The following is a 24,419-nucleotide window of genomic DNA, read 5'->3' on the forward strand; positions in this document are numbered from 1 at the left end:
CATGCGTGACCACAATACTCCATCGGGTGAATACCAATGACACGTATTCCGGTCACCATCATCAGCGGCTATCTCGGCGCTGGAAAAACCACGTTGATCAACCGTCTGCTGAGCGATGATCATGGGTTGCGTCTGACCGTTCTGGTCAATGATTTTGGGCGCATCAACATTGATGAAAGCCTGTTGCAGGACGGAACCTCACAGACCATCGCATTGAGCAACGGCTGTGTCTGCTGCACCCTGGGCGAAGATCTGACCGCCGCGCTGCATCGTATTCTGGCCGAGGGCAGCCGCCCGGATCATATCGTGATCGAGGCCAGCGGCCTCTCCGATCCGGTCGCCATTGCCAACACCGTGGTGAACGAGAGCCAGCTGTCCTATGGCGGCATCATCACCGTCGCCGATGGCGAAAACCTCTGCGATCTGCTGAACGACGATCTGCTGCGCGAGCAGACCAGTCAGCAGATCCGTGCCGCGGACCTGGTGCTGATCAGCAAATGCGACGCCCCTTCTGACGCTGTTATGACCCGGCTGGACGAGCTGGGGGCCCGCACGCCGACGATTCTCGAAGACGCCCCGATTGCCGACCTGCTGTTTGACGTGGTCCCGCTGCCGATTGGCAGGGCAACTGCAAAATCCGCCCACCACGCCTATGCGACCTGGCACCACCGCAGCGCCGAGCCGATGGATCGGTGCCGCCTGGGTGACAAGCTGGCAAACCGGCCAAGCGGGATCTATCGGATGAAGGGATTTATCCTCACCAATGGCGGCGGCTATGAGCTGCATGTGGTTGGTCGGCAGGTCTCGGCCAAGCGCTGCGATGCCGAGGAAACCGTTCTGGTTGCCCTTGGCCCGGCGGCCCGGATTTCCCGTGAGGAAATCGAGGCTTGGTGGCAGAGCTAAAGGCCTGCGCCACGCCGCCAGCATTGATAGCCTAGCTGCGTCGGCCCACTTGCCTGCAAATCAGGATCACCGGCAACAACCCGACCAGCATGATGACCAGCGATGGCACTGCCGCGCCTTCCAGCCGCTCATCCGAGGCCAGCCGGTAGGCCTGCACTGCCAGTGTGTCATAGTTGAAAGGACGCATAATCAACGTCGCTGGCAGCTCTTTCATCACATCGACAAAGACAATCAGCAAAGCCGTCATCAGGCTGGGCGTCAGGATAGGCAGGTGAACCCGGCGCAACATACCCAGCGGGCTTTGCCCCAGCGAGCGGGCAGCCGCATCCATATTGGCATGAACGGTGGCCTGCCCTCCCTCATAGGCACCCAATGCCGCCGCCAGAAAGCGCACCATATAGGCCGCCACCAGCAGCCAGATCGAGCCGGTAATCAGCAGTCCGGTCCTGATCTCGAAATTCGCCCGCATCCAGGCATCCAAAGCGTTATCAAAGGCTGCAAACGGCACCATCAGCCCAACCGCGATCACCCCGCCCGGCACCGCATAGCCGAGCCTTGAGACGTAACCGGCAAGAGCAGACGGCCGACCCGGACGCAGCCGTTGGTAGAAGCCGAGGCAGACCGCCGCCATCACGGTAAGGACAGCCGCCGTCGTCGCCAGCGTCACTGAATTCTGCAGGAAGCCCAGATACCGTTTGCTCAGCAGGTTCTGCTCCGACTCAAGCCCCATCTGCGCCAGGATCACCACTGGCAGCAGGAACCCGAGAAGGACAGGCAGGACGCACAGCCCAAAGGCCAGGGCCGCCTTCGCCCCATGCAGCTCCACTGGCGGCATCTTGGCCTGATGCTTGCCCGCATGATGATAGCGCGCACGACCTCGCGTTGCGCGCTCCGCTACTGCCAGCGTCAGCGCAAATCCCAGAAGACAGAGCGCCAGCTGCGCCGCACCCGCCCGGTCGGCCAGCGAAAACCAGCTGGTATAAATCCCTGTCGCAAAGGTCTGCACGCCAAAATAGCTCACCGTGCCGAAATCAGCGATGGTTTCCATCACCGCCAGCAGAACACCGGACGCAATCGCGGGGCGCGCCATGGGCAGGCTGACCCGCCAGAAGGCCTGTAGCGAGGTATTGCCAAGTGCGCGCGCCGCCAGAAACGCACCCGCGCTTTGTTGCAGAAAAGCCGCCCGAGCCAGCAGGTAGACATAGGGGTAAAGCACCAGCACCAGCATCACCGCCGCCCCTCCCACAGAGCGGATCTCCGGGAACCAATAGTCGCGTGGTCCCCAGCCTGTCATCTGCCGCAAGGTGGTCTGCACGATGCCGGGATGATCCAGAACAAAGGTATAGGCATAGGCCAGCACATAGGCCGGGAAGGCCAATGGCAGGATCAGAACCACCTCCATCACGCGCACGCCCGGAAACCGGGTCATAGTGACCAGCCAGGCCGCTCCTACCCCAACCAGCCCGGTTCCCAGCGCCACCAGAAAGACCAGAACCAATGTGGTACCGGCATAACCCGGCAAGACGGTTTCCATAAGATGCCGGATCGTATCGGTGCCACCGGTCAGAGCGGCCAGCGCAACCGCCAGCATTGGCAACAGACAGGACAGGGCCACAACCCAGCCCACCGTCGCAAACAGCGCCCCCCCCGGTTTCTTCCGCCGCCCACGTGTCCGGTTAGGCGCATCCGCGGACGGGACGGCGCCGGCCGTTGCTGCGCCATCGAAAATCGGCGCCCTGGCGGAGCGCTTGGCCTCTGTGGAGGTGGGGGAGATGGGTGTGATCTTTGGCATAGATACGGGACTACCTCAGTGCAGCCCTCTATTTCGATCATTTTCGTCGGAAATACCAGCGACAAAGCCAAAGCGCAGCCATTCGCCGCGCCTCTCTCTATCGCTGTTGATGTCACAAAAAACTGGCGCAACCGGTGGGAGGAGCCCGGTTGCGCCAGCAGATACCCTGATCGGGTGGTGTCCCCACAGGAAAGGGGATCAGTCGTAGCTGCGCTGGTCCTCGATCACCAAACCGTCCTTGGGCAGGGCGCCGGGCGCGACCACTTCCACGCGCCCTTTCAGCTTCAGCACCTCCACGACCGAGCGCGAGAAGGCGGTTTCGTCCCCATCCTGTGCCTCGATCTGAACGGTCATCGCATCCATCTCGCCATCTCGGCTGGCGATAACGCGTGCCTTTACGATCTCGGCATGTTTGTCGACCAGCGCGGCGACCTGTTCCGGGCGTACAAACATGCCCTTAATCTTCGTGGTCTGGTCCGCACGGCCCATCCAGCCCTTGATCCGCATATTGGTGCGTCCACAGGGAGATTCGCCCGGCAGAACCGCACTCAGATCGCCAGTCGCAAACCGAATGAGCGGATAGTCGGGATTGAGCGTGGTGACGACAACCTCGCCGACGTCTCCGGCGGCCACCGGGGTGCCGGTGCCGGGGGTGACGATTTCGACGATAACCTGCTCATCGACGATCATCCCCTCCATCGCCGCGCTTTCATAGGCGATATTGCCCAGATCCGCCGTCGCATATGACTGCAGACAGGAAATCCCGCGATCGGCATATTCCTGACGCAGGGAGGGGAACAGCGCACCACCGCCCACTGCCGCTTTGGTAAAGCCCAGCTTGACGCCCATGGCATCGGCCTTATCGAGGATCACCTTCAGATAGTCCGGCGTCCCGGCATAGGCCGTCGCCCCGACGTCACGCGCCGCAGTGACCTGCAATTCCGTCTGACCGGTGCCCGCAGGCAATACAGCTGCACCCACCGCACGCGCGCCGTTCTCAAAGATCATCCCGGCAGGTGTCAGATGATAGCCGAAACAGTTCTGCACCACATCGCCAACACCGATCCCGGCCGCATGCAGGAACCGTCCCATGCGCCACCAGTCATGATCCACACCACCCGGTTCGTAAATCGGACCAGGCGACTGGAAGATATGGGCAAATCCGCTGGCCGGTTTCACGGTGAACCCGCCAAAGGGCGGATGCGCGGCCTGCGCCTTGCTCAGATCCGATTTGCGCAGCACAGGCAGGGCCGCCAGATCCTCCGGGCTGGTGATTGTCGCCGCATTTACAGAACGCAGGCTTTCACCATAACCCGGCGCGGCCATAGCACGGGCAATCTGTTGCGGCAGCTGTTCCGCCAAATCAGCGGCACGGGCGTCTGCACTGCGGGTCTCAAGGCTGTCAAAATATGTCATGTCAGCACCCCACCTCAGCTCAACCACCGCTTCCGGCGGCGGTATGACCGCACATCCCGGAAACTCTTGCGTCCTTCGTCGGACATCCCGAGGTAGAATTCCTTCACATCCGGGTTCTCGCGCAGCTCAGCCGCCGGGCCATCCATGACCACACGGCCAGACTCCAGGATGTAACCATAGTGCGAATACCGCAGCGCCACATTGGTGTTCTGCTCAGCCAGAAGGAAGGTCACCCCTTCGTTTTCATTGATCGACTTCACGATTTCAAAGATCTGCTCCACCAGCTGAGGTGCCAGCCCCATGGACGGCTCGTCCAGCAGGATCGTCTCAGGGCGGCTCATCAGGGCGCGCCCCATGGCCACCATCTGCTGCTCCCCGCCGGAGGTATAGCCGGCCTGACTGCGGCGGCGTTCCTTCAGGCGCGGGAAATATCTGTAGACCATCTCAAGATCGCGCTGGATGTTCGCATTGCCATCGCTGCGCGTATAGGCGCCGGTCAGCAGGTTTTCCTCAACGGTCAGATGCTCAAAACAGTGACGGCCCTCCATCACCTGAATGACGCCTTTCTTGACCAGTTCGGCAGGATCGCGGTCCTGAATCCGCTCGCCGCGGTAGCTGATCGACCCTTTGGTGACCTCGCCCCGCTCCGAATGCAGCAGGTTTGACACTGCCTTGAGTGTTGTCGTCTTGCCCGCGCCATTGCCACCCAATAGCGCGGTGATCCCGCCCTTGGGCACCTTCAGGCTGACGCCCTTCAAAACGAGGATCACGTGGTTGTAGATCACTTCGATGTTGTTGACCTCAAGCAGGGTCTCTGCCTGAACATCGGTGGTTTTGGCTGTATCCAGCATCTGTTGTTGTCCTCACGCGGTCCTGACCCGGTCGCCCTGTTCCGGGTCTGTCTGTGGGTGCGGCCCTTGCGCGCCGCACCGGATGATATGCGCGCCAGCAGCGACGCGGTTCGCCAGGTCCGCCCCCGACCGAAAACCGGGGGCAGACCAAACTGCGTTACTTGCAGCCCACCTCAATGTTGTTTTCCTTGGCATAAGCCATGGAATCTTCCTCGATGAGAGGCTGGATCACGTCGCGATCGCTCGGAGCAAAGTCACTGATCAGGTTCCAGGTTTTGCTCGAGGCATCCCACTGGGTCATACCAACCAGGCCGGGGCCACCGTGGTTCTCGCAGGAGACGTTAAAGGACGGGCCGAAATACGGCATACCCAGCGCCGACATCCGCGCCTCGGGCATCTCCAGAGCTTCCATGCCATCACGCATCATCGCCGGAGTGATGTCATTGGTGCCATGGATCTCCTGTGCGGTCTTGGCCGCTTCAACGGCCAACATCGCCGCATACATGCCGCGGTTATAGAGCACGTTACCGATCTGATCGCCGGCACCAGCCGCAAGCCCCTTGTCAACGACATGCGTCTGGATGTCATCGAACACCGGGAAGTCACGACCAACACCGTGGAAAGTCACGGCCTTGTATCCATTGGCCTTATCGCCCGCAGCCATCACGTCATGCTCGGCGCCGGACCACCAGACACCGATGAAATTCTCCATCGGATAGCGAATGTTGGCGGCCTCCTGAATGGCAACCTGGTTCATGACACCCCAGCCCCACATGATCACGAAATCCGGGCGATCACGGCGAATTTGCAGCCACTGGGACTTCTGTTCCTGACCGGGGTGATCCACCGGCAGGGTCGACAGGGTGAAGCCGTGCTTCTTGGACAGCTCTTCCAGCGTGCGGATCGGCTCTTTGCCGTAGGCGGAGTTATGGAACAGCAGCGAGATTTTCTTGCCGTTCAGATCACCGCCGTTTTCCTCAAGCAGATAGTTGATGATCCCTGACGCACCATCCCAGTAGTTGGCAGGATAGTTGAAGACATTGCTGAACACTTCGCCATTGGCTGCCGATGTCCGGCCATAGCCCATGGTGTGCAGCGGGATGCCGTCCGCCGTAACTTTCGGGATCAGCTGATAGGTGATGCCGGTGGACAGCGGCTGATAGACCAGCGCGCCTTCGCCTTTGGTCGCCTCATAGCATTCCACACCTTTTTCCGTGTTATAGCCGGTCTCGCATTCGATGACCTTGGCCTTCACACCATTGATGCCGCCGTCACGCTCGTTGACCAGGGTAAAGTAATCCGCATAGCCGTCGGCAAAGGGGATGCCACCGGCGGCATAGGGGCCGGTGCGATAGCTCAGCGACGGGAACACCAGGTCTGCCATCGCAGGGCCAGCGGCCATCATGGCGCCCAGCGCCAGAGTCGTCAGTTTCATTTTCATCGGGTCTCATCCTCCCTTGAATTGTCCGATGTGGGTCGAAACGGGGTTTGATCTTGTTGTTTCCCCGCGGTCTTGCCTGGCTGACCCCGCTTAGTGCGGGAACGGCCAGAGTCTCAGTTTTTCTTTGGCAACGCGCCACAGCTGGGCGATGCCATGCGGTTCGGCGATCAGGAAGATCACGATCAACGCACCAACAATCACCAGCTGAATATGGGCGACGATATCGGTGGGCCAGCCCAGCACATCAACGCCGACAACCTTCAGAACCACCGGCAGCAGCACCAGGAACGCCGCCCCGGCAAAGGAGCCGAAAATCGACCCCAGACCGCCGATGATCACCATGAACAACACCAGGAACGACTTGTTGATGCCAAAGGCCTCGCCGACTTCAACCGCACCAAGATAGACGGAAAAGAACAGCGCGCCGGAGACACCGATAAAGAAGCCCGACACACCAAAGGCCGACAGCTTGGCCTTCAGCGGGTTCACTCCGATGATCTCGGCGGCGATGTCCATGTCACGGATCGCCATCCAGCTGCGCCCAATCGTGCCACGGGTCAGGTTGCGGGCCACCAGTGCGCAAAACGCCAGGAAAATCAGGCTGAACATATAGGTGGCCCAGGCCGGAGCATTGGGGCCGGTGATGAGGATGCCGAACACATCCCGCTCAGGCGCGCTGATCTGGCCGGAGGCCGAGTAGTTGTAGAACCAAGGCACCCGGTTGAAGAGCCACACCAGAAAGAACTGCGCCGCCAGTGTCGCCACCGCCAGATAGAACCCCTTGATGCGCAGCGACGGCAGGCCAAAGGCGATGCAGACCAGCGAAGTGATCCCGCCCGCCAGCAACACATGAATGAACATGCTCACCTCTGGAAAGGCGGTCATCAGCTTGTAGCAGGCATAGGCCCCCACCGCCATGAAACCACCGGTGCCCAGCGACACCTGACCACAATATCCCACCAGGATATTGAGGCCGATCGCCGCGATCGAATAGATCAGAAACGGCAGCAGAATGGCGTTGGCCCAATAGTCATTTATCACAAAAGGAACCACCAGAAACGCCAGTGCCAGCACCACATAATAACGGATCCGGTCGAATTTGATCGGGAAGGTCTGGCTGTCATCTTGGTAGGAGGTTTTGAAATCTCCGGCTTCACGATAGAACATGACTCAGATGCTCCCTTCTTGCTGCGCGCGGTTTCTAAGACTCGCGTCGAGTTGATTTGTCTTGCTGGCGTAACCGCTTAACTCGGCAGCACGGGCCAGTCGCAGATAGGCAAGAACCCCGGTAATCAGCCCCGCCGCCGCCAACAGCGATGCTGTGACCATCTGTGCTTCGGAAAACCCTTCGGCGGTCAGCGCCAGATATCCAAAGGCCCAGAACCCGGCCCAGGCAATGACATTGATGATGGCGATCAGCTTCGTCATCGGCCGCCTCCGGCGTTAACCATTTCTTCGGATTTCTGGCTTTCGCCACATTTCGTCCAAATCTTTCTGCCACCTTCATCGTGGGAAAAGTGAGTGGGAACGATGAGTGCAATCTTGCAGGAAATCCGGCAGCTAGAGGCTGCGCGGGACAGGGGAGAGATATCTCCCGAGGAGTTCACAAAGGCCAAGACCCGGCTGTTGAACACGGTCGAGGAGGCAACGGTGCTGCCGCAGGCCAGCCGCCAACCAGTGGCCCGGACCGCAGCGCGACCTTCAGGCGATGTTGCGCCGGGTGCCTGGGGCATGCTGCTGCTTGCGCTCTGCGCGGCGGCGGCCATGACGGTGCTTGTCGGACAGCTGATCGGCGATCTGACGATAGCCTTCACGCTGGTTGTCACCGTGTTTGCAGCCATCGTCATCGCGGCCTTCCGACGTCTGGAAGGCTGACGGAGCCACCGCGACGCGGTCCCGAAAGATCGGGGCCGCACGCCATGCCAAGGCGCATCAGACCCGTTCAATGATCTTCTCCCCGAACAGACCTTGCGGGCGGAACACCAGGAACAGCAGCGCCAGAACATAGGCAAACCAGTTTTCCGTCGCGCCCCCGACCATCGGGCCGACCATGAATTCGAACAGTTTTTCGCCTACGCCAATGATCAGCCCGCCAACAATTGCGCCGGGGATCGAGGTGAAACCGCCCAGCATCAATACCGGCAGGGCCTTCAGAGCGATGAGCGACAGCGAGAACTGCACGCCGGACTTCGTGCCCCACATGATCCCGGCGACCAGCGCGACAAACCCCGCGACAGACCAGACCAGTACCCAGATAAAGTTCAGCGAAATGCCAACCGACAGCGCCGCCTGATGGTCGTCGGCCACCGCCCGCATGGCGCGCCCCTGTTTGGTATATTGCGCAAAGGCCACCAGCCCCGCCACCAGCAGTGCCGCGATGATGGTCGCAACGATGTCGAGATTGTCGATGAAGAAACCATAATCAAAGATCTGATAGGTGGTCTCGTCGATCCACAGGTTGATGCCCTGCGGCAGACCGACGTCCAGCGTCTTGATCTCCGAGCCCCACATCAGATCCGCCACCCCTTCGAGGAAATAGGCAAGTCCAATGGTGGCCATAAAGAGGATGATCGGTTCCTGGCCAACCAGATGGCGCATCACGAATTGCTGGACCATCCAGGCCAGGAGAACCATCACCCCAACCGTCATGACGATCGCCACAAAGGACGGCACGGTCCAGCCAAAATGGGTGACATGCCCGCCAAAGATCGCGTTGATCACATGGGAGAACGGAACCTGCCCGTTCATGATCCCAACCAGAGTCATCGCGGCAAACAATGCCATCACGCCCTGGGCGTAGTTGAAGATCCCCGAGGCCTTGTAGATCAGGACAAACCCCAGCGCGACCAGCGCATAGAGCACTCCAGCCATCAGGCCATTCAGCGTGACCTCCATCGCAAAGACGAGTTGTTCAGGCATCCCGCTCTCCTCCTGCAAGTTTCCTCAAAGAAACTTGCCAAAAATTTTCGAAAATTTTTCCACCCAATCGCTCATCAGTCATGGCTGACCCCCAGATAGGCGTCGATCACATCCTGATTGTTGCGCACTTCCTCGGGCGTGCCGTCGCCGATCTTCTTACCGTAATCCATCACGACAACCCGGTCGGACAGATCCATAACCACGCCCATGTCGTGTTCGATCAGCGCGATGGTGGTGCCAAACTCGTCGTTCACATCCAGGATAAAGCGGGACATGTCCTCTTTTTCCTCGACGTTCATCCCCGCCATCGGTTCATCCAGCAGCAGCAGCTTTGGCTCCGCCGCCAGCGCCCGCGCCAGCTCAACCCGCTTTTTCAGACCATAAGGCAGCCGTGCCACAGGCGTTTTGCGGATGTGCTGGATCTCAAGAAAGTCGATGATCCGCTCAACCGCCGCCCGGTTTTCAGTCTCCTCGGCCTCCGCCTTGCCACGCCAGATCGCCTGCTGAAGCAGATTGGTCTTCATAAAGTTGAGCCGCCCGGTCATCACGTTGTCCAGCACGCTCATCCCGTCAAACAGCGCGATATTCTGGAATGTCCGGGCGATGCCCTGACGGGCCACCTCGTAGGGGCGCATCTGCGGGCGGGGTTTGCCGCGAAACAGAACTTCGCCTTCCTGTGGGACATAAAAGCCCGAGATCACGTTCAGCATCGAGGATTTGCCCGCACCGTTGGGGCCGATGATGGCCCGGATCTCGCCTTCGCGAATATCAAACGAGATATCCTTGATCGCCACCACGCCGCCAAAGCGAAGGGTGATGTTCTTCATCTCCATCACCACGCCGCCGATCTTGCGCCCGTCCTCGGTGATATAGCCGTCTTCCATATCCTTCACGACACCACGCCTTTCGCCTTGTTGGTTGATGTGCTGTGGCTCCGCGCCGCCGCCGACCGCATCGACGCAGCGCCTGTCATAATCCGTTTCATTGGGCAGCCACCGCTTGTGGGGCCACCGGTACGACCTTGGCATCAATGATATCCAGCGTGGCACTGATCGCGCCCTTGCGGCCATCTTCGTAAGTCACCTCGGTGCGTGTCGAAATCTGTGACGAGCCATCGTAAAGAGCCGCGATGATGTCGGCATATTTGTCTTCGACCACCACACGGCGGACCTTCCGCGTCCGGGTCATTTCGCCGTCATCTGCGTCCAGTTCCTTGTGCAGCACAACAAAGCGATGCACCTGGCAGCCGGACAGCATCCGGTCCTGAGCCACGGACTCATTGACCTTTTCAACATGCTCTTTGATGGATTGCAGAACTTTCGGATGCCCCGCCAGCTCCTGATAGGACGCATAGGCGATATTGTTCCGTTCTGCCCAGTTGCCGACTGCCGTCAGATCGATATTGATGAAGGCAACACAGCGGTCCCTGCCATTGCCGAACAGCACGACCTCCAGAATATCCGGATAGAACTTCAGCTTGTTCTCGACGTATTTGGGCGCAAACATCGCGCCATCCGCCATTTTTCCGACATCCTTGGCACGGTCGATAATGCGCAGATGGCCGCTGCCCTCTTCAAAGAAACCCGCATCACCAGTGGCCACCCAACCCTCGGCATCCTTGGTCGAGGCCGTGGATTCCGGGTTGTTATAATATTCAACAAAGGTGCCGGGCGACCGATAGAAAATCTCGCCATTCTCGGCGATCCTGATCTCCACATCCGGGGCCGGAACCCCCACCGTATCTGCGCGCACCTCGCCATCAGGCTGCACGGTGATGAACACCGTCGCCTCTGTCTGGCCGTAGAGCTGTTTGAGGTTGATGCCCAGACTGCGGTAGAAATCAAAGATTTCCGGCCCGATTGCCTCGCCCGCAGTGTAGCCGACGCGAATACGGCCATAGCCCAGCGTATCCTTCAACGGACCGTAGACCAGCAGATCGCCCAGCTTGTACTTCAGCCGGTCCATCAGGCCTACCGGACGCCCGTCGAGAATGTCGCCGCCCACCTTTTTTGCATGTGCCAGGAAGTGGTGGAACATCTTGCGCTTCAGCGTGCTCGCGTCTTCCATACGGATCATCACGCTGGTCAGCTGGCCTTCAAAGACACGTGGCGGCGCAAAGAAATAGGTCGGACCGATCTCGCGAAGGTCGGTCATCATCGTTTCGGCGCTTTCGGGACAGTTCACGCAGAAGCCGCACCAATAGGCCTGCCCGATCGAGAAGATGAAATCCCCGACCCATGCCATCGGCAGATAGGACAGGATGTTCTCTCCCGCCGTCAGCCGGTCGAACTCCGCCGAGTTCTTGGCGCTTTCGATCACGTTGCGGTTGGACAGGACGACACCCTTCGGCTTGCCCGTGGTGCCGGAGGTGTAGAGCATGACGCAGGTGCTGTCGTAGGTCAGCTTGGCCTTGCGGGCTTCCAGATCGGGGGCCCATTCGTCGCGTGCCGCGCGGCCCTGATCCTGAACGTGGGAATATTGATGCAGCGCATGGTGATCATATTTGCGCATACCACGCGGATCCAGATAGATGATCTGCTCCAGATTGCTCAGCTCTTCCTGAACCTCGATGACCTTATCGACCTGTTCCTGATCACCCGCAATCACAAACCGCGCACCGCAATGGCCCAGTACATAGGCCATCTCTTCCGCCACCGCGTCCTGATAGAGCGGCACCGGCACCGCGCCCACGGATTGTGCCGCAACCATCGCCCAGTAGAGATACGGACGGTTGCGCCCGATGATGGCGATAAAGTCGCCTTCGTTGACGCCCAGATTGATCAACCCAAGCGCCAGCGCCTCGATCTCCTTCTGGGTCTCGGACCAGGTCCAGCATTGCCAGATGCCGAATTCCTTTTCCCGATAGGCTTGGCGATCGCCAAACTGCGCCGCATTGCGTTCAAGCAGCGCCGGCAGGGACATCATCCCTGCGGCACCCGACTGCGTCTGAGCCACGTTCTTTCTCCTCCCCTTTCCGACCCATGCGGCCGGACTGATCGCTAACCGCGATTCTGATCCCGATTAGGGACGGCCTCATGCTATTGCGTCAACTTTTTCCTGAAGTTTTCCCAAATCTTACGAATTGTAACAGCCGTTCGCCCAGCGAACGCAGATCGTCCCACCGGGGCCCCCTGTCGCAGGCTAAGCTCTTTGCGCAGGCCCGTCGGGATGCTAGCCATGCGGCGGGGAGACAGCATGAACCGATCCGAGAAACACCGCGCAACAATGACCACCGCCGGGCTCAACCTGATTGCCCAGGCGATGTCGATCTATGACAGCGAGCTGCGCCTGGTGGTGTGCAATCAGCGTTTTCAGGAGATGTTCGACCTGCCCGATGCGCTGATCACCCCGGGTGCACGCTTTGACGAGACGATCCGGCATATTGCCACCAGCGGTGAATATGGACCGGTCGATGATATCGAGGGGTTCGTGCAGCAGCGCGTTGATCAGGCGCTGGATTTCGTGCCCCATTATCTGGAACGCGAACGCGCCAACGGTCAGGTGATCTCTATCGAAGGGGCACCTCTGCCTCAGGGGGGCTGGGTCACGGTCTACACCGACATCACCCGGACCAAGCGAATTGAACAGCTGTTGCGGGCCCGGTCCGAGGAAATGTCCGATCAGCTGATCGCCCATACCGAAGAGCTGTCAGCCACCAACCGCAAACTGGCCGCGACGATCACCGCACTGGAAGAGGCGAAGCGTCAGCTCACGGAAATGGAAGCGCGCACCCGCCTGACCACCGAGATGATGCCCGCCCATATCGCCCATGTCGACGCCGAGGGCTATTACACCTATACCAACCGGCGCCTCAGTTCGGTGTTTCCCAGCCGTCCGTCCGAAATCCTCGGCACGCATATCGCAGAGGCGCTCGGCGCGGCCGCCTATGACAAGATTGCACCGCATCTGATGGCGGCCTACCAGGGCGAAAGCCCGGTGTTCGAGTTCACTGAAAGCCATGACAGCCGCCGGATCCGGGTGGCCTTCACCCCCGATGACACCGGCGGCGTCTTTATCCTGTCGATGGATGTGACCGAGGAAACCCAGACCCGTGTCGCCCTGCAACAGGCCCGCCGCCGCGAAATGGCCGCTCAGATGACCAGCGGGCTGGCGCATGATTTCTCGAACCTCCTGACCATCATCCTCGGGATGCAGGGCAAACTGGCGAAATCCGATCTGACCCCGGAGGCGGCCGATCTGGTTCAGGCCACGCTCTCCGCTGCCCGCCGTGGCGGGCGCCTCCTCAACCGTATTGCCGAGATGACCGGACACCGCAGCCTGCGTCCACGCGCCACCGATCTGCACGGCCTTTTGCAAGAGCTGAAGGTGCTGGCGACGCCTTCGCTGCCGCAGGGCATGGGCCTCAGCATCGTGGATCACACGCCGGATGTGCGGCTGCTGCTGGATCCGGGCAAACTGCAGGATGCCCTTTTGAACCTTATTCTGAACGCACGTGACGCCTGCGGCAGTCAGGGTCAGATCACTGTCAGCGCCCACGTCGTCGGGCAAACCTGGCTTGAACTCAGCGTTACCGACACCGGACCGGGCTTTTCCAAAACCGCGCTGGAGAAGGCATTGAACCCTTTCTTCACCACCAAGGGCGGCGAAGGATCAGGTCTGGGCCTGCCGATGGTCTACGATATGGCCAAATCCACCGGTGGGGACATGCGGATCGGCAATACCGTTTCCGGTGCCAGCGTGACCCTGCGCATTCCCTATCGGCTGGCACCGGATGCCGCCGGCGGGCTGGCGCTGCTGGTGGAGGACAGCGAGGAGCTGCGCGCCAACTTCCGCGATATGCTGATTGATCTTGGCTATGCCGTGGTTGAGGCCACAAGCGTGGACGAAGCCTGCGCGCTGACCGCAGATATCGATGGCATCTCTCTGGTCCTGTCGGATATCAAGCTGCAGGGCAGCGCCACCGGGATCGACCTGGTCGACCGCTTGCAGGGCTCTCGCCTGCCCTGCATTCTGATGACGTCCCTGCCGACCAGCGATCCTCTGTTCCGCATGGCGCTGAAACGTTGCCCGGTGTTGCAGAAACCCTTTACCACTCATCAGCTTTCAGCGCTGATCAAATCGGAACCCGCCGCATGAGCCGACCCCTGATCACCATTCTTGACGACGAGCCGGAGATCCGCCGCATCCTGACCGACACGCTGGAGGAAGCCGGATTTCGCACCCAGAGCTTTGCCCGCGCCCGCGAATTTGAGGCCTCTCTCAATCGGGTGACTCCCGATGTCTGCCTTGTCGATCTCTCGCTGCCCGATACCGATGGGCTGGCGCTGGTGCATCGCCTCGCGCTGGAACAGGGGGCGGCCGTGATCATCATTTCTGGACGCGCACAGGTACAGGACCGTGTTACCGGGCTGGAGCTCGGGGCAGATGATTACATCACCAAACCCTTTGACCCGGCCGAGGTGGTGGCGCGCATCCGCGCCCGGCTGCGCGGGGGCCCCCGCACTGCGGCAACCACGGGAAACAGCGCCTCGTTTTCCGGCTGGACCGCGCATTTCGATCGCTACATCCTTGAAGATGACAGCGGCGCAGAGACCCCGTTTTCACATGCCGAGGGCGAGGTGCTGCGGCTGTTCCTGGAAAGCCCGAAACGGCTGATTTCCCGCGCCCAGATGCAAGAAAGCCTCGGCGGTGGTGCTGGCGAAAGCTTTGATCGGGCCATGGATGTGCGCATCTCGCGATTGCGCACCAAGCTGCGCGAAGACCCGAAGAACCCGCGCCTGATCAAGACGATCTACGGCGCCGGCTATATCTTCCTCGGCGATGTCAGCTGGCTCTGACCACGCCGCCGCCGGCTCGAAATCCAGCCGCCAAAGCTCTGGGAATACTCCGGCCAAAGCTCGGACTGGACGCAGCGAATCGACGGCGATATGATTCGGGTATGGCTACCTGTCTGCTCTATCGCCAACACCCGGCGCGGGTCCCGCGCTTCTACCGGATCGAACTTGCGATGAACCTCTTCGCTGAAGTCTCCGTTCTTAGGGAATGGGGGGTGGCCGGCGGCAGCGGGCAGAGCGCCATCAATATCTACGGCAACCTGCGCGAAGCCTCGATCGCGGCGGATCAGCACCGCAAACGGATGCTGAAACGGGGCTATGACCGCGCCTGATCGGCGATAAGCCATCGCATACCGCCGTCGCCCATCAGCTCAAGATCCCCTTTCACCCACCGTACAGCGCGCCGGTTTACGGCGGCCCAATCCCCCGCGCGCCCATTGCGCAACAGCCGTAAAACAAGGTCTTTTGTGTAGTTCTTCGTTAAGCTCTTGTTCGTTTGTTTCGCACGCGAAACATTTGGTCCGAACCGGACCAAATTTACCTGTCACCGTGCCGCCCGACTGGATTGGATCCGAAATCGACAACTGGCCCTTTCCACCGTTGAAAAGCTTGCTTAAGACTTGCCCGGACGCAAAGGAACACGCCATGACGCATATCACGCTGATCCGCCACGGACAGGCCAACACCAGCGCCCGCGACGAAGCGAGCTATGACCGGTTGAGCGATCTGGGCCATCAGCAGGCACGCTGGCTTGGCGCGCATCTGAGCGAGACGCGCGCGCATTACACCCGCGTCTATTGCGGCACGCTGACCCGCCATCTGCAAACCGCGACTGCCATGGGGCTTGAAAACGTGATGCAGGATCCGCGACTGAACGAAATGGAATACTTCAATCTGGCCGAGGCGATGCAGGCCCAGCACGGGCTGAAGATCCCGACCGAACGGGAAGGGTTCATCGAGCACATGCCCAAGGTTTTCTCCGCCTGGGCTGCGGATGAGATCACCAACCCGCCAGAAAGCTGGCGAGACTTTGAAACCCGCACTCGCTCCGCCTTGGCCGAGATCTCTGCAGGCGACGGGCCGGCCCTGGTGGTTACATCCGGCGGGCTGATCGCGATGGCCATGCGGCAGGCGATGGGGCTGGATACCACCGGAATGGCGCGCATGGCGCTCGCGATCATGAACAGTTCGATGCACCGGCTGCACGCGATCGGCGGTCAGCTGAGCCCGGTGCTGTTCAACGCGGTGCCCCATCTGGAAGCCCCGGACCGGCATTACGCACAGACCCATCTGTAGGCCCGACATCCGACCGGGGACCGCACTATCTGAGGGAGGGACAGGATGATGCAGCTCTATTATGCACCCAGGACGATTTCGGTGGCCGTCGCTATCGCTCTGGAAGAGTCCGGACTGGACTACGAGCCGATCCGTATTGACTTCGCAGCCAAGGAACAGCTTGGCACCGCCTATGCCCAGATCAACCCCAAGGGCCGTGTCCCGGCGCTGGTGGTGGATGGCGGCATCCTGACGGAAACCGGCGCCTTGCTGGAATATGTGGCCGATATGGCCCCCGATGCCGCTCTGCGCCCCTGCGAGGCGGTCCTGCTGGCCCGCATGCGTGAGGTGATGTTCTATCTCGCCTCCACCATGCATGTGAACCACGCCCATAAACTGCGCGGAAGCCGCTGGGCCAGCAAGACTTCCAGCTTCAAGGACATGCAGGCCAAGGTGCCACAGACCATGGCCGCCTCCTGCGACTATATCAGCCAGTTCGGACTGCGCGGCCCTTACGTGCTGGGCAACACCATTAGCCTGGCGGATTGCTATCTCTATGTGATCTGCACCTGGCTGGAGGGCGACGGCGTGACCCTCGCCAACTACCCAAAAATTCAGACCTTCATGGCGGCTATGGAACAGCGTGACTCGGTGCACGCGGTGACCGCCAAGGGCATGCTGTAAAGGACAAGACATGACACATCTATGGGTACGGGCCGAACAGCGCCCGAATGAAGAACGGGTTGGCCTGACGCCCGAAGGTGCCAGAGCGCTCATCGACGCCGGGCTGAAGGTCACGGTCGAGGAAAGCACGGTCCGCGCCATCCCGTTGCAGGGCTACATTGACGCCGGCTGCGAGATCGCGGCAGAGAACAGCTGGCCCGACGCCCCCCGCGACGCCATCATCTTCGGCCTGAAAGAACTGCCCGAAGATGGCACTCCGCTGCCGCACCGCCACATCATGTTCGGACATGCCTACAAGGGGCAGCACTCCGGCAAAGCGCTTCTTGAACGGTTCCAGGCCGGCGGCGGCACGCTCTACGATCTGGAATATCTGGTCGATGAAAGTGGCCGCCGGGTTGCGGCCTTCGGCTATTGGGCCGGCTATGCCGGTGCGGCCGTCACGCTGAAAACCTGGGCCGCGCAGCAGCGCGGTGAGCTCTGCGGCCCGGTTGGCGTCTACGAGGGCAAGGACGCGCTGCTTGCCGAGCTGAGCGCAGAGCTGGATGGTCTGAAAACCGACCGCCCCTCGGCCATCGTCATTGGCGCCCTGGGCCGGGTCGGCACCGGGGCCGCCGATCTCTGCGAGGCGATGGGTGTCTCGGTCACCAAATGGGATATGGCAGAAACCGCCAGCGGCGGCCCTTTCCCCGAAATTCTGGCCCATGATCTCTTTCTCAACTGCATCTTCGCACGCCCCGGCACGCCTGTCTTCGTCCCGCAAGAGGCGCTGACGGCTGATCGTCGGCTGACCGCCATCGGCGATGTCGCCTGCGATCCCGATAGCGACTACAACCCGGTTCCGGTCTATGACCGCGCCACCACATGGGAGGCCCCTGCCCTGCGGGTCGCCCAGGATCCCGTACTGGACGTCATGGCGATTGATAACCTGCCTTCGATGCTGCCGGTCGAAAGCTCCGAAGACTATGCAGCCCAGCTGCTGCCCTCCCTGCTGACCCTTACCGATCTTGCCAGTGGCGTCTGGGGCCGGGCGGAAACCACCTTCAAGGACCATCTTCCGGGCTGACCATCGCCGGAACCAAACAACGGAGACTGACAATGACAATCCATTGGTGCGGCACCGGCCTGTCCGCAATCCCTGGCCTGCGCCGCCTGCTTGAGGCGGGCCATGACGTCGCGGTCTGGAACCGCACTCCCGATAAGGCGCGCGAGGCAATCGGCGATCTGACAACCAATATCCATGCCTTCAGCCTTGCCAATCTGGGCCAGATGCTCAGCCCCAAGGATGTGATTGTCTCGATGCTGCCCGGTGACTGGCATGTGCCGCTGGCTGAGCTGGCGATTGAGCATGGCGCCCATTTCGTGTCGTCCTCTTACATCGCCCCGGAAATGCGCGCGCTGGACCAGCGGGCAAAGGACGCCGCTGTCTGCCTGATCAACGAGGTTGGCCTCGACCCTGGCATCGACCACCTGATGGCCCATGCGCTGGTTGCCGACTATAAGGCCTCCAAGGCCTTCGATGCGGACAATGAGATCAGCTTTATCTCCTACTGCGGCGGCATCCCCAAGACACCGAACCCGTTCCGCTACAAATTCAGCTGGTCGCCGCTCGGCGTGCTGAAGGCGCTGCGCTCCCCGTCGAAGTCGATCCGCGATTTCAAGGCGCTGGACGTCGCCCGCCCCTGGGATGCGATCTCCTCCTACGAGGCACCGCTGCCCGCATCCGAAAGCTTCGAAGTCTATCCGAACCGCGACTCGCTCCCTTTCATGGCGCAGTATGAATTCGGCGCGGACTGGAAGGTAAAAGAATTCGTTCGCGGCACCCTGCGCCTCAACGGCTGGGCCGATGCCTGGGCGGATGTCTTCAAGGAGGTCGAGACACTATCGGGCCCCGAAGGCGATGCCCGGCTCAAGGAAATGTCGGATCAATTCTGGGCAGAGAATGCCTATGACGACGGTGAGCCAGACCGCGTGGTGCTTTGCGTCGGGCTGAAAGCCGAAAAAGACGGTGCCGAAGTCTGGCACAAGACCTATGTGATGGATGCCTGGGGTGACGAACGCGGCACGGCGATGGCGCGGCTGGTCTCCTACCCGGTGTCCTTCGCCATCGAGGCTGCCATCAACGGCAAAATCGCTCCCGGCGTCAGCGCCGCGCCCAGCGACGCCGATCTGGTGGATCAGTGGATGGGTAAGATCGGTGCGCTGGCCCAGCATCTCGAGGTGGTCGACAGCACGTCTTGAACCCACGCCCCGGCTGCCGACTGCGCGGAAGATAGCCATCTTCTGGCCCCAAATATCCCGGGGTCCGGGGCAGAGCCCCGGCGCGACAGGCCATGCGGGCGCCGCACCTCGGCGCCCCCTGCCATACCGATCTGCCATCGCAACCCTTCAGCGGAACGCTCAGCGCCCGATGACATCCTCTTCAACGCTCTGCACATCAATCCCCAGCGCGTCCAAGCCGGATTCCAGATTATCCGCCAGATGTGGTGTCCCGATCAGGTAATCCGCAGTCGGCGTGGTCGCCTCCTGCTGAGCGGTTGCGATGGCCTCCTCCAGATCGTCGGCGTCGAAACTGCCTCGGCCAATCCACATGATCGCAACCAGCTCGGCCTGCTCATCCTCGCCCATGCGGTCGATAAACGCCCTGAGCTCCCCCTCGGCGCGCGATAGCTCGCGCGCCATCATGGCCACTTGCGCCACCTTTCGGGCACTGATCTCCAGCATGGGCTCGTCCTCCATTGTCCGCGCTGTTCATGAGGATCAGACCCCATTGCCGCGTGGCTGTCCTTGATCTGGGGCAAGAACCGCAGAAGCCGCCAGACCGCGCCCCCGGGGAGGCCGGCGCGCGACGGATCAGCTGTCTTTGGCGTAGATCTCGATCAGCCTGCTGCGCCCGCGCAACGTCACCGGCGCCAGGGCAACCCAACGCTGGCGCGCGGGGGCGATACCTGCGATCTCAAACGTAACAGCTGAGGCAATGATGGTCTGCGGAACGGTCTTGCTGTGCTGCTCGAGGCGGGAGGCGGTGTTGACCGCATCTCCAAAGACCGAATATTCCAGCCGCGCCGCATTGCCGACAACACCAGAAAACACCTCACCTGCGTGAACGCCGATGCCAATGTCCACCGGCGGCTCGCCCGCAGCGACGCGCCGGTCCGACCAGCGGTGAATGGCCTCGCTCAGCGTCGCCGCACAGGCCAGAGCCCGGGCGGCGCCATTTGCGCCGCCGCGCGCCACAGGCGCATCATCAAACAGCAGCATTGCCGCATCGCCCATATATTTGTCGATCATTCCGCCATGCCGGGTGGCGCTGAATTCCACCTCATTGCGGAATGCGGTGATGAAATCTCCGACCTCCTGCGGATCACGTGATTCCGACCAGCGGGTAAAGCCGCGAATATCGACAAACATCACGGCCATCGGCTGGCGCTGGCCCTGTTGCAGCGCCGAAAGCCCGCCATCCGCGAGCTGATCGGCCACCTGCGCCGGCAGATAGCGGGTCAGGTTGGCGCGCGCCTCGGCCGCCGTCAGCTCCCGGTAAAACAATCGCCGCATCCGCGCAGCCGCCACAACCATGACCAATCCGGCCAGCAGGATCATTGTCAGCTTCATCACGTTTGCCGGGCTGTCCAGCACGCTGTACAGACTGCCCATCTGCCCCACATCCAGCCGGGTCACCGGCCAGAAGATCAGGATCCCCAGCCCACCGGTCAGCAGAACCGTCGTATACAGCTGCAGGCGCGGGTCCATCCGCATGACACCGTAGGCCAGCACCAGCGGAACCAGCCAGGCCGGCGGCAGCAGCAGCGCCACGCCTCCGGGGTAGTTGCTGTTCTCAAGGCTGAACCAGACATTGAAGAGCAGAAAGGCACAGTCCGCCGTCACGCTAATCCAGGACATCCAGGGCCGGAACCACCCGAATGTCGTCGCAGCAAAGGTAACGATACCGAGGGTCAGATAGGCAAACATCGTCAATAGCGCAAACAGCAGCTGACGATGCAGGAAGGGCGCCAGAGAGCTGAAGTCCACCCCCGACATCGTCACCACGAATACGGCAAACAGGCCCAGCGTCACCGCGATCCGCAGAACCGACACCAGCCGCTCTGCCGCGATTGAGGCCGTGTTCAGCAGGGGAGCGATGGTGGTCTGTTGCATCAGCTATCGGAACGCCCCAGCGGAACGACATTCACCGGATCGGGGGGCTGACCGATGCCAGCTGATGTCGGGGCAATTTCTTCAAAGTCGAAGTTGTCCAGCCGCTGCGCCCGGCGTCCGGCCTTGTCAGCGCTGATCTTGATCTCCGCGATGTCCTTTGCCGCCATGCCGAAATGGCGGTCCAGATTACCCACCCGGTCGCCCAGACGTTCGACATCCTTATGCAGAAGTCCCAGCTCGCTGCGGATCGCGCCGGCCTGTTCGCGCATCCGCGCATCCTTGAGAATGGCGCGCATCGTGTTCAGCGTGGCCATGCAGGTGGTTGGCGAAACGATCCAGACCTTGGCGGAGAAGCCCTCACGCACAATGTCGGAAAAATTGGCATGGAGTTCGGCATAAACAGCCTCGGAGGGCAGGAACATCAGCGCGCCATCCGCCGTTTCGCCCTCCAGTATGTATTTCTCTGAAATCGCCCGGATATGGCCCCGCAATGCCGCCTTCAGCTGGCGCGCGGCGCTGGCGCGCTGCTCCGGTGTCTCGGCGTTGCGCAGCGCCTCATAGGGTTCCAGCGGAAATTTGCTGTCGATCACGATCGGACCGGGGGGATTGGGCAGATGGATCAGGCAATCGGCGCGCTTGCCGTTGCTCAGCGTGTGCTGAAAGGCATAGCTGTCAGAGGACAGCGCCTTGGAGACGATATCATTCAGCTGGATTTCACCAAAAGCGCCGCGCGTCTGCTTGTTTGCCAGTATGTCCTGAAGCCCCAGGACATCACCCGACAGCTTCGTGATATTGTCCTGCGCCTTGTCAATCACCGCCAGCCGCTCCTGCAATTGAGTGAGCGAGGTGACGGTGCGTTTGGTCGACCCGTGCAGGCTCTCCTGCAAGCGCTCCTGCATCTCGGCCAGCGCGCGGGCCTGCCGCAGCGCGTTGTCGGAGAGACGGTCGTTGACCTGCTGCTGCACAGCGCCGAGCCGGGTCTCAACGGTCTGGATCATCTGCATCTGCGCGTTGGCCTGCGCGTCGGAGACATGCTGTAGCCCGCCGCGCAACTGCTGAACGCTTTGTCCCAGATGAGCCATCTGCTGTGCGATCGGGTCCATGCTCGCGGCAGCGCGTGCATGGCTGCGCAGCAGCATGACGAGCCCCACCATCATCAGACCACCAATCCCCAGAAGCACCAGCATCTGCGGCTCTGCGCGCTCCAGAAAGAGCAGGACCGACTCCATCAGCTCCGCCCGAACAGACGTTCGATATCGGCCAGTTTCAGCTCGACATAGGTGGGACGCCCGTGGTTGCACTGTCCGGAATGCGGCGTTGCTTCCATTTCGCGCAGCAGGGCGTTCATTTCCTCGCCGCGCATCCAGCGGCCCGAGCGGATGGACCCATGGCAGGCAACCCGGCTGAGGATGGCTTCAATCTTGGCCTGAACCAGCTGGCTTTCGCCCTGATCATCCAGCTCATCAAGGATATCGCGCACCATCGCTGTGGCATTGACAGTGCCGAGTATGGCCGGGGTTTCACGCACAGCGATGGCGCCGCCACCAAAGGCTTCGATGCCCAGACCAAAGCGGCCCAGATCATCGGCCACCGCCAGGATACGGGCACAATCCCCCTCGCTGAGCTCGACGATCTCGGGGATCAGCAGGGCCTGCGCAGCGACGCCGGTCTCGGCCATCTGGCGTTTCAGCTTCTCGTAGACCAGCCGTTCATGGGCGGCGTGCTGATCGACGATCACCATACCGTCGGCAGTCTGGGCAATGATGTAGTTCTCATGCACCTGCCCGCGTGCGGCACCAAGCGGCAGATGCTCGGCCCCGGGCGCGGAGGTTTCGGGTCTGTCCGACGGCTGACCCGGGGCCATCGCACCTTTGGGCGCCTCTGTCACACGGCCGCTATAGGCGCTGGCCAGCTCAGCAAAGCCGGGCGACACCGATTGCGCCGGATGAGCGGGAGCAGGTGCGAAGCTCTCTGGTTGCTGGGCTGCATAAGAAAGGCTGCGCGCGCCCATTGACGGCCGATCCATCTGGTAGATCCGCGGGCCGCCAGCGCCGACCGGATCTGACGAGGTGGCTTCTGGGCGCATCGCGCCCAGGGTCGCGCCCGCAACCGTGGACGAGGCCCGATGACCGGCCTCCGCCAGCGCATGGCGCAGCGCTGAGACGATCAGACCCCGCGCCACACCGGGATCGCGAAACCGGACCTCGGACTTCGCGGGGTGGACGTTCACATCAACCAGCGCCGGATCGCAGTCCAGAAACAGCGCCGCTGCCGGGTGGCGGTCGCGGCTGAGAAAATCGAAATAAGCCGCCCTGAGGGCACCGGTCAGCATCTTGTCCTTAACCGGTCGGGTGTTCACAAAGAGGAACTGCGCCACCGCGGCGCCCCGCGAATAGGTCGGCAAGGCCGCATAGCCAAAAAGCCGGACCCCCTCTCGGGTGGCATCAATCTTGAGCGCGTTTTCCGCAAATTCGCGCCCCAGAACCGTCGTGAGCCGCCCGTGCAGCGCATCGAAAAGATCACCCGACAGCGGGTCCGCGCGAAAGGTCACACGCCCCTCACCGCCGCCGGAGACATCACGCAAGGTAAAGCCAACCGATGGTTCCGCCATCGCCAGCCGCTTGATGACGTCGCCAATGGCCTGGGTCTCGGCGCGGTCGCTGCGCATGAACTTCAGCCGGGCGGGCGTGGCGTAGAACAGATCCCGCAGCTCAACCACGGTGCCTGCGCGCAGGGCAGCAGGTTTCACCGGCTCCATCTGGCCACCGGCGACGCGAATCCTCGCGGCCTCGTGTCCCTTGGCGCGGCTGGTAATGCTCAACCGTCCGACAGCGCCGAGCGATGGCAGCGCCTCACCGCGAAAGCCGAAGGTATGGATGTTCAGCAGGTCAGAGCCGTCGATCTTGGAGGTGGCATGTCTCGACAGCGCCAGCGGCAGATCTGCGGGTGCCATGCCGCAGCCATCATCGGTCACCCGGATCAGCGTCTTGCCACCATCCGCGATGTCGATGGTGATCCGAGAGGCCCCCGCATCAATGGCGTTTTCCACCAGTTCCTTGACCGCCGAAGCAGGGCGTTCGACCACTTCTCCCGCAGCGATGCGGTTGATGGCACTGTCATCAAGCTGCCGGATGATCGGTTGTAAACTGTCGCTGATTTGGGGGTCTGCATATGCCATGCCGCAATATTTA

22 protein-coding genes are annotated in these 24,419 nt (G+C 61.4%); 9 read left to right on the top strand and 13 right to left on the bottom strand.

Features of this window, described 5'->3' with window-relative positions:
* Nucleotides 1-36 precede the first annotated feature (36 nt).
* Nucleotides 37-903 (top strand): CobW family GTP-binding protein, encoded by an 867-nt coding sequence (locus tag VWZ81_RS09420; protein ID WP_416542581.1) that lies wholly within the window; start codon nucleotides 37-39, stop codon nucleotides 901-903.
* A gap of 31 nt (nucleotides 904-934) precedes the next feature.
* On the opposite strand, the gene VWZ81_RS09425 is transcribed toward VWZ81_RS09420, so the two are convergent.
* The 6 genes from VWZ81_RS09425 to VWZ81_RS09450 all read right to left on the bottom strand — a co-directional run bounded on the left by VWZ81_RS09425 (nucleotide 935) and on the right by VWZ81_RS09450 (nucleotide 7,831).
* On the bottom strand, nucleotides 935-2,695 hold the full coding sequence (locus tag VWZ81_RS09425) for an iron ABC transporter permease (protein WP_340546863.1): 1,761 nt from the start codon (nucleotides 2,693-2,695) through the stop codon (nucleotides 935-937).
* Nucleotides 2,696-2,893: 198 nt separating this feature from the next.
* Nucleotides 2,894-4,111 (bottom strand): phenylacetate--CoA ligase family protein, encoded by a 1,218-nt coding sequence (locus VWZ81_RS09430; protein ID WP_340546864.1) that lies wholly within the window; start codon nucleotides 4,109-4,111, stop codon nucleotides 2,894-2,896.
* A 14-nt stretch (nucleotides 4,112-4,125) separates the two neighbouring features.
* A complete protein-coding gene (locus VWZ81_RS09435) occupies nucleotides 4,126-4,962 on the bottom strand; it encodes an ABC transporter ATP-binding protein (RefSeq protein WP_416542582.1) in 837 nt (278 codons plus the stop codon).
* A 157-nt stretch (nucleotides 4,963-5,119) separates the two neighbouring features.
* On the bottom strand, nucleotides 5,120-6,403 hold the full coding sequence (locus tag VWZ81_RS09440; protein ID WP_340546865.1) for an ABC transporter substrate-binding protein: 1,284 nt from the start codon (nucleotides 6,401-6,403) through the stop codon (nucleotides 5,120-5,122).
* 90 nt (nucleotides 6,404-6,493) lie between these two features.
* A complete protein-coding gene (locus tag VWZ81_RS09445; protein WP_340546866.1) occupies nucleotides 6,494-7,570 on the bottom strand; it encodes a branched-chain amino acid ABC transporter permease in 1,077 nt (358 codons plus the stop codon).
* Nucleotides 7,571-7,573: 3 nt separating this feature from the next.
* Nucleotides 7,574-7,831: a hypothetical protein gene (locus VWZ81_RS09450; protein ID WP_416542583.1), complete on the bottom strand. Its 258-nt coding sequence runs from the start codon at nucleotides 7,829-7,831 to the stop codon at nucleotides 7,574-7,576.
* Between the two features lie 102 nt (nucleotides 7,832-7,933).
* Here VWZ81_RS09450 and VWZ81_RS09455 point away from each other — a divergent pair, with 102 nt between their 5' ends.
* Complete coding sequence (locus VWZ81_RS09455; RefSeq protein WP_340546868.1) at nucleotides 7,934-8,278, top strand: SHOCT domain-containing protein; 345 nt, start codon at nucleotides 7,934-7,936, stop codon at nucleotides 8,276-8,278.
* 57 nt (nucleotides 8,279-8,335) lie between these two features.
* Here VWZ81_RS09455 and VWZ81_RS09460 read toward each other — a convergent pair whose 3' ends face one another.
* The 3 genes from VWZ81_RS09460 to VWZ81_RS09470 form a co-directional block, all read right to left on the bottom strand.
* Nucleotides 8,336-9,322 (bottom strand): branched-chain amino acid ABC transporter permease, encoded by a 987-nt coding sequence (locus VWZ81_RS09460; protein ID WP_416536730.1) that lies wholly within the window; start codon nucleotides 9,320-9,322, stop codon nucleotides 8,336-8,338.
* A 74-nt stretch (nucleotides 9,323-9,396) separates the two neighbouring features.
* Nucleotides 9,397-10,206 carry an ABC transporter ATP-binding protein gene (locus VWZ81_RS09465; protein WP_340547244.1) on the bottom strand — a complete coding sequence of 270 codons (810 nt, stop codon included), beginning with the start codon at nucleotides 10,204-10,206 and terminating at the stop codon, nucleotides 9,397-9,399.
* A 97-nt stretch (nucleotides 10,207-10,303) separates the two neighbouring features.
* Nucleotides 10,304-12,247 carry an AMP-binding protein gene (locus VWZ81_RS09470; protein ID WP_340547245.1) on the bottom strand — a complete coding sequence of 648 codons (1,944 nt, stop codon included), beginning with the start codon at nucleotides 12,245-12,247 and terminating at the stop codon, nucleotides 10,304-10,306.
* Between the two features lie 270 nt (nucleotides 12,248-12,517).
* Between VWZ81_RS09470 and VWZ81_RS09475 the strand changes: the two genes are divergently transcribed.
* The 7 genes from VWZ81_RS09475 (at nucleotide 12,518) to VWZ81_RS09505 (ending at nucleotide 19,314) form a co-directional block, all read left to right on the top strand.
* Nucleotides 12,518-14,419: a PAS-domain containing protein gene (locus VWZ81_RS09475; RefSeq protein ID WP_340546870.1), complete on the top strand. Its 1,902-nt coding sequence runs from the start codon at nucleotides 12,518-12,520 to the stop codon at nucleotides 14,417-14,419.
* Nucleotides 14,416-15,120, top strand: a complete 705-nt coding sequence (locus tag VWZ81_RS09480) for a response regulator transcription factor (protein WP_340546871.1) — start codon at nucleotides 14,416-14,418, stop codon at nucleotides 15,118-15,120. The genes VWZ81_RS09475 and VWZ81_RS09480 overlap by 4 nt, the downstream gene beginning before the upstream one ends.
* 101 nt (nucleotides 15,121-15,221) lie before the next feature.
* Complete coding sequence (locus VWZ81_RS09485) at nucleotides 15,222-15,449, top strand: WGR domain-containing protein (RefSeq protein WP_340546872.1); 228 nt, start codon at nucleotides 15,222-15,224, stop codon at nucleotides 15,447-15,449.
* Between the two features lie 313 nt (nucleotides 15,450-15,762).
* Complete coding sequence (locus tag VWZ81_RS09490; RefSeq protein WP_416542584.1) at nucleotides 15,763-16,413, top strand: histidine phosphatase family protein; 651 nt, start codon at nucleotides 15,763-15,765, stop codon at nucleotides 16,411-16,413.
* Between the two features lie 48 nt (nucleotides 16,414-16,461).
* On the top strand, nucleotides 16,462-17,076 hold the full coding sequence (locus VWZ81_RS09495; RefSeq protein WP_416542587.1) for a glutathione S-transferase family protein: 615 nt from the start codon (nucleotides 16,462-16,464) through the stop codon (nucleotides 17,074-17,076).
* Between the two features lie 10 nt (nucleotides 17,077-17,086).
* Nucleotides 17,087-18,139, top strand: coding sequence for a saccharopine dehydrogenase (locus tag VWZ81_RS09500; protein ID WP_416542585.1), 1,053 nt, complete (start codon nucleotides 17,087-17,089; stop codon nucleotides 18,137-18,139).
* Between the two features lie 32 nt (nucleotides 18,140-18,171).
* Nucleotides 18,172-19,314 (top strand): saccharopine dehydrogenase family protein, encoded by a 1,143-nt coding sequence (locus VWZ81_RS09505; protein ID WP_416542586.1) that lies wholly within the window; start codon nucleotides 18,172-18,174, stop codon nucleotides 19,312-19,314.
* Nucleotides 19,315-19,473: 159 nt separating this feature from the next.
* Here the strand turns inward: VWZ81_RS09505 and VWZ81_RS09510 are convergent, their stop codons facing one another.
* The 4 genes from VWZ81_RS09510 to mutL all read right to left on the bottom strand — a co-directional run bounded on the left by VWZ81_RS09510 (nucleotide 19,474) and on the right by mutL (nucleotide 24,406).
* Complete coding sequence (locus tag VWZ81_RS09510; RefSeq protein ID WP_340546876.1) at nucleotides 19,474-19,797, bottom strand: DUF3775 domain-containing protein; 324 nt, start codon at nucleotides 19,795-19,797, stop codon at nucleotides 19,474-19,476.
* Between the two features lie 129 nt (nucleotides 19,798-19,926).
* Entirely contained in the window at nucleotides 19,927-21,228 is a 1,302-nt protein-coding gene (locus VWZ81_RS09515) for an adenylate/guanylate cyclase domain-containing protein (protein WP_416537633.1), read from the bottom strand.
* A complete protein-coding gene (locus VWZ81_RS09520) occupies nucleotides 21,228-22,457 on the bottom strand; it encodes a DNA recombination protein RmuC (RefSeq protein ID WP_416542589.1) in 1,230 nt (409 codons plus the stop codon). The genes VWZ81_RS09515 and VWZ81_RS09520 overlap by 1 nt, the downstream gene beginning before the upstream one ends.
* Nucleotides 22,457-24,406: a DNA mismatch repair endonuclease MutL gene (gene mutL, locus VWZ81_RS09525; RefSeq protein WP_416542590.1), complete on the bottom strand. Its 1,950-nt coding sequence runs from the start codon at nucleotides 24,404-24,406 to the stop codon at nucleotides 22,457-22,459. The genes VWZ81_RS09520 and mutL overlap by 1 nt, the downstream gene beginning before the upstream one ends.
* Between the last annotated feature and the right edge of the window lie 13 nt (nucleotides 24,407-24,419).

Source organism: Phaeobacter sp. JH20_34 (assembly GCF_048056095.1).
Classification (GTDB): Bacteria; Pseudomonadota; Alphaproteobacteria; order Rhodobacterales; family Rhodobacteraceae; genus Phaeobacter; species Phaeobacter bryozoorum.

Bases quoted from the DNA above. Each gene is read 5' to 3' on its own strand.
- VWZ81_RS09420 (WP_416542581.1), top strand. From the start codon at position 37: ATGACACGTATTCCGGTCACCATCATCAGCGGCTATCTCGGCGCTGGA.
- VWZ81_RS09425 (WP_340546863.1), bottom strand. From the start codon at position 2,695: ATGCCAAAGATCACACCCATCTCCCCCACCTCCACAGAGGCCAAGCGC.
- VWZ81_RS09430 (WP_340546864.1), bottom strand. From the start codon at position 4,111: ATGACATATTTTGACAGCCTTGAGACCCGCAGTGCAGACGCCCGTGCC.
- VWZ81_RS09435 (WP_416542582.1), bottom strand. From the start codon at position 4,962: ATGCTGGATACAGCCAAAACCACCGATGTTCAGGCAGAGACCCTGCTT.
- VWZ81_RS09440 (WP_340546865.1), bottom strand. From the start codon at position 6,403: ATGAAAATGAAACTGACGACTCTGGCGCTGGGCGCCATGATGGCCGCT.
- VWZ81_RS09445 (WP_340546866.1), bottom strand. From the start codon at position 7,570: ATGTTCTATCGTGAAGCCGGAGATTTCAAAACCTCCTACCAAGATGAC.
- VWZ81_RS09450 (WP_416542583.1), bottom strand. From the start codon at position 7,831: ATGACGAAGCTGATCGCCATCATCAATGTCATTGCCTGGGCCGGGTTC.
- VWZ81_RS09455 (WP_340546868.1), top strand. From the start codon at position 7,934: ATGAGTGCAATCTTGCAGGAAATCCGGCAGCTAGAGGCTGCGCGGGAC.
- VWZ81_RS09460 (WP_416536730.1), bottom strand. From the start codon at position 9,322: ATGCCTGAACAACTCGTCTTTGCGATGGAGGTCACGCTGAATGGCCTG.
- VWZ81_RS09465 (WP_340547244.1), bottom strand. From the start codon at position 10,206: ATGGAAGACGGCTATATCACCGAGGACGGGCGCAAGATCGGCGGCGTG.
- VWZ81_RS09470 (WP_340547245.1), bottom strand. From the start codon at position 12,247: ATGATGTCCCTGCCGGCGCTGCTTGAACGCAATGCGGCGCAGTTTGGC.
- VWZ81_RS09475 (WP_340546870.1), top strand. From the start codon at position 12,518: ATGAACCGATCCGAGAAACACCGCGCAACAATGACCACCGCCGGGCTC.
- VWZ81_RS09480 (WP_340546871.1), top strand. From the start codon at position 14,416: ATGAGCCGACCCCTGATCACCATTCTTGACGACGAGCCGGAGATCCGC.
- VWZ81_RS09485 (WP_340546872.1), top strand. From the start codon at position 15,222: ATGGCTACCTGTCTGCTCTATCGCCAACACCCGGCGCGGGTCCCGCGC.
- VWZ81_RS09490 (WP_416542584.1), top strand. From the start codon at position 15,763: ATGACGCATATCACGCTGATCCGCCACGGACAGGCCAACACCAGCGCC.
- VWZ81_RS09495 (WP_416542587.1), top strand. From the start codon at position 16,462: ATGCAGCTCTATTATGCACCCAGGACGATTTCGGTGGCCGTCGCTATC.
- VWZ81_RS09500 (WP_416542585.1), top strand. From the start codon at position 17,087: ATGACACATCTATGGGTACGGGCCGAACAGCGCCCGAATGAAGAACGG.
- VWZ81_RS09505 (WP_416542586.1), top strand. From the start codon at position 18,172: ATGACAATCCATTGGTGCGGCACCGGCCTGTCCGCAATCCCTGGCCTG.
- VWZ81_RS09510 (WP_340546876.1), bottom strand. From the start codon at position 19,797: ATGCTGGAGATCAGTGCCCGAAAGGTGGCGCAAGTGGCCATGATGGCG.
- VWZ81_RS09515 (WP_416537633.1), bottom strand. From the start codon at position 21,228: ATGCAACAGACCACCATCGCTCCCCTGCTGAACACGGCCTCAATCGCG.
- VWZ81_RS09520 (WP_416542589.1), bottom strand. From the start codon at position 22,457: ATGGAGTCGGTCCTGCTCTTTCTGGAGCGCGCAGAGCCGCAGATGCTG.
- mutL (WP_416542590.1), bottom strand. From the start codon at position 24,406: ATGGCATATGCAGACCCCCAAATCAGCGACAGTTTACAACCGATCATC.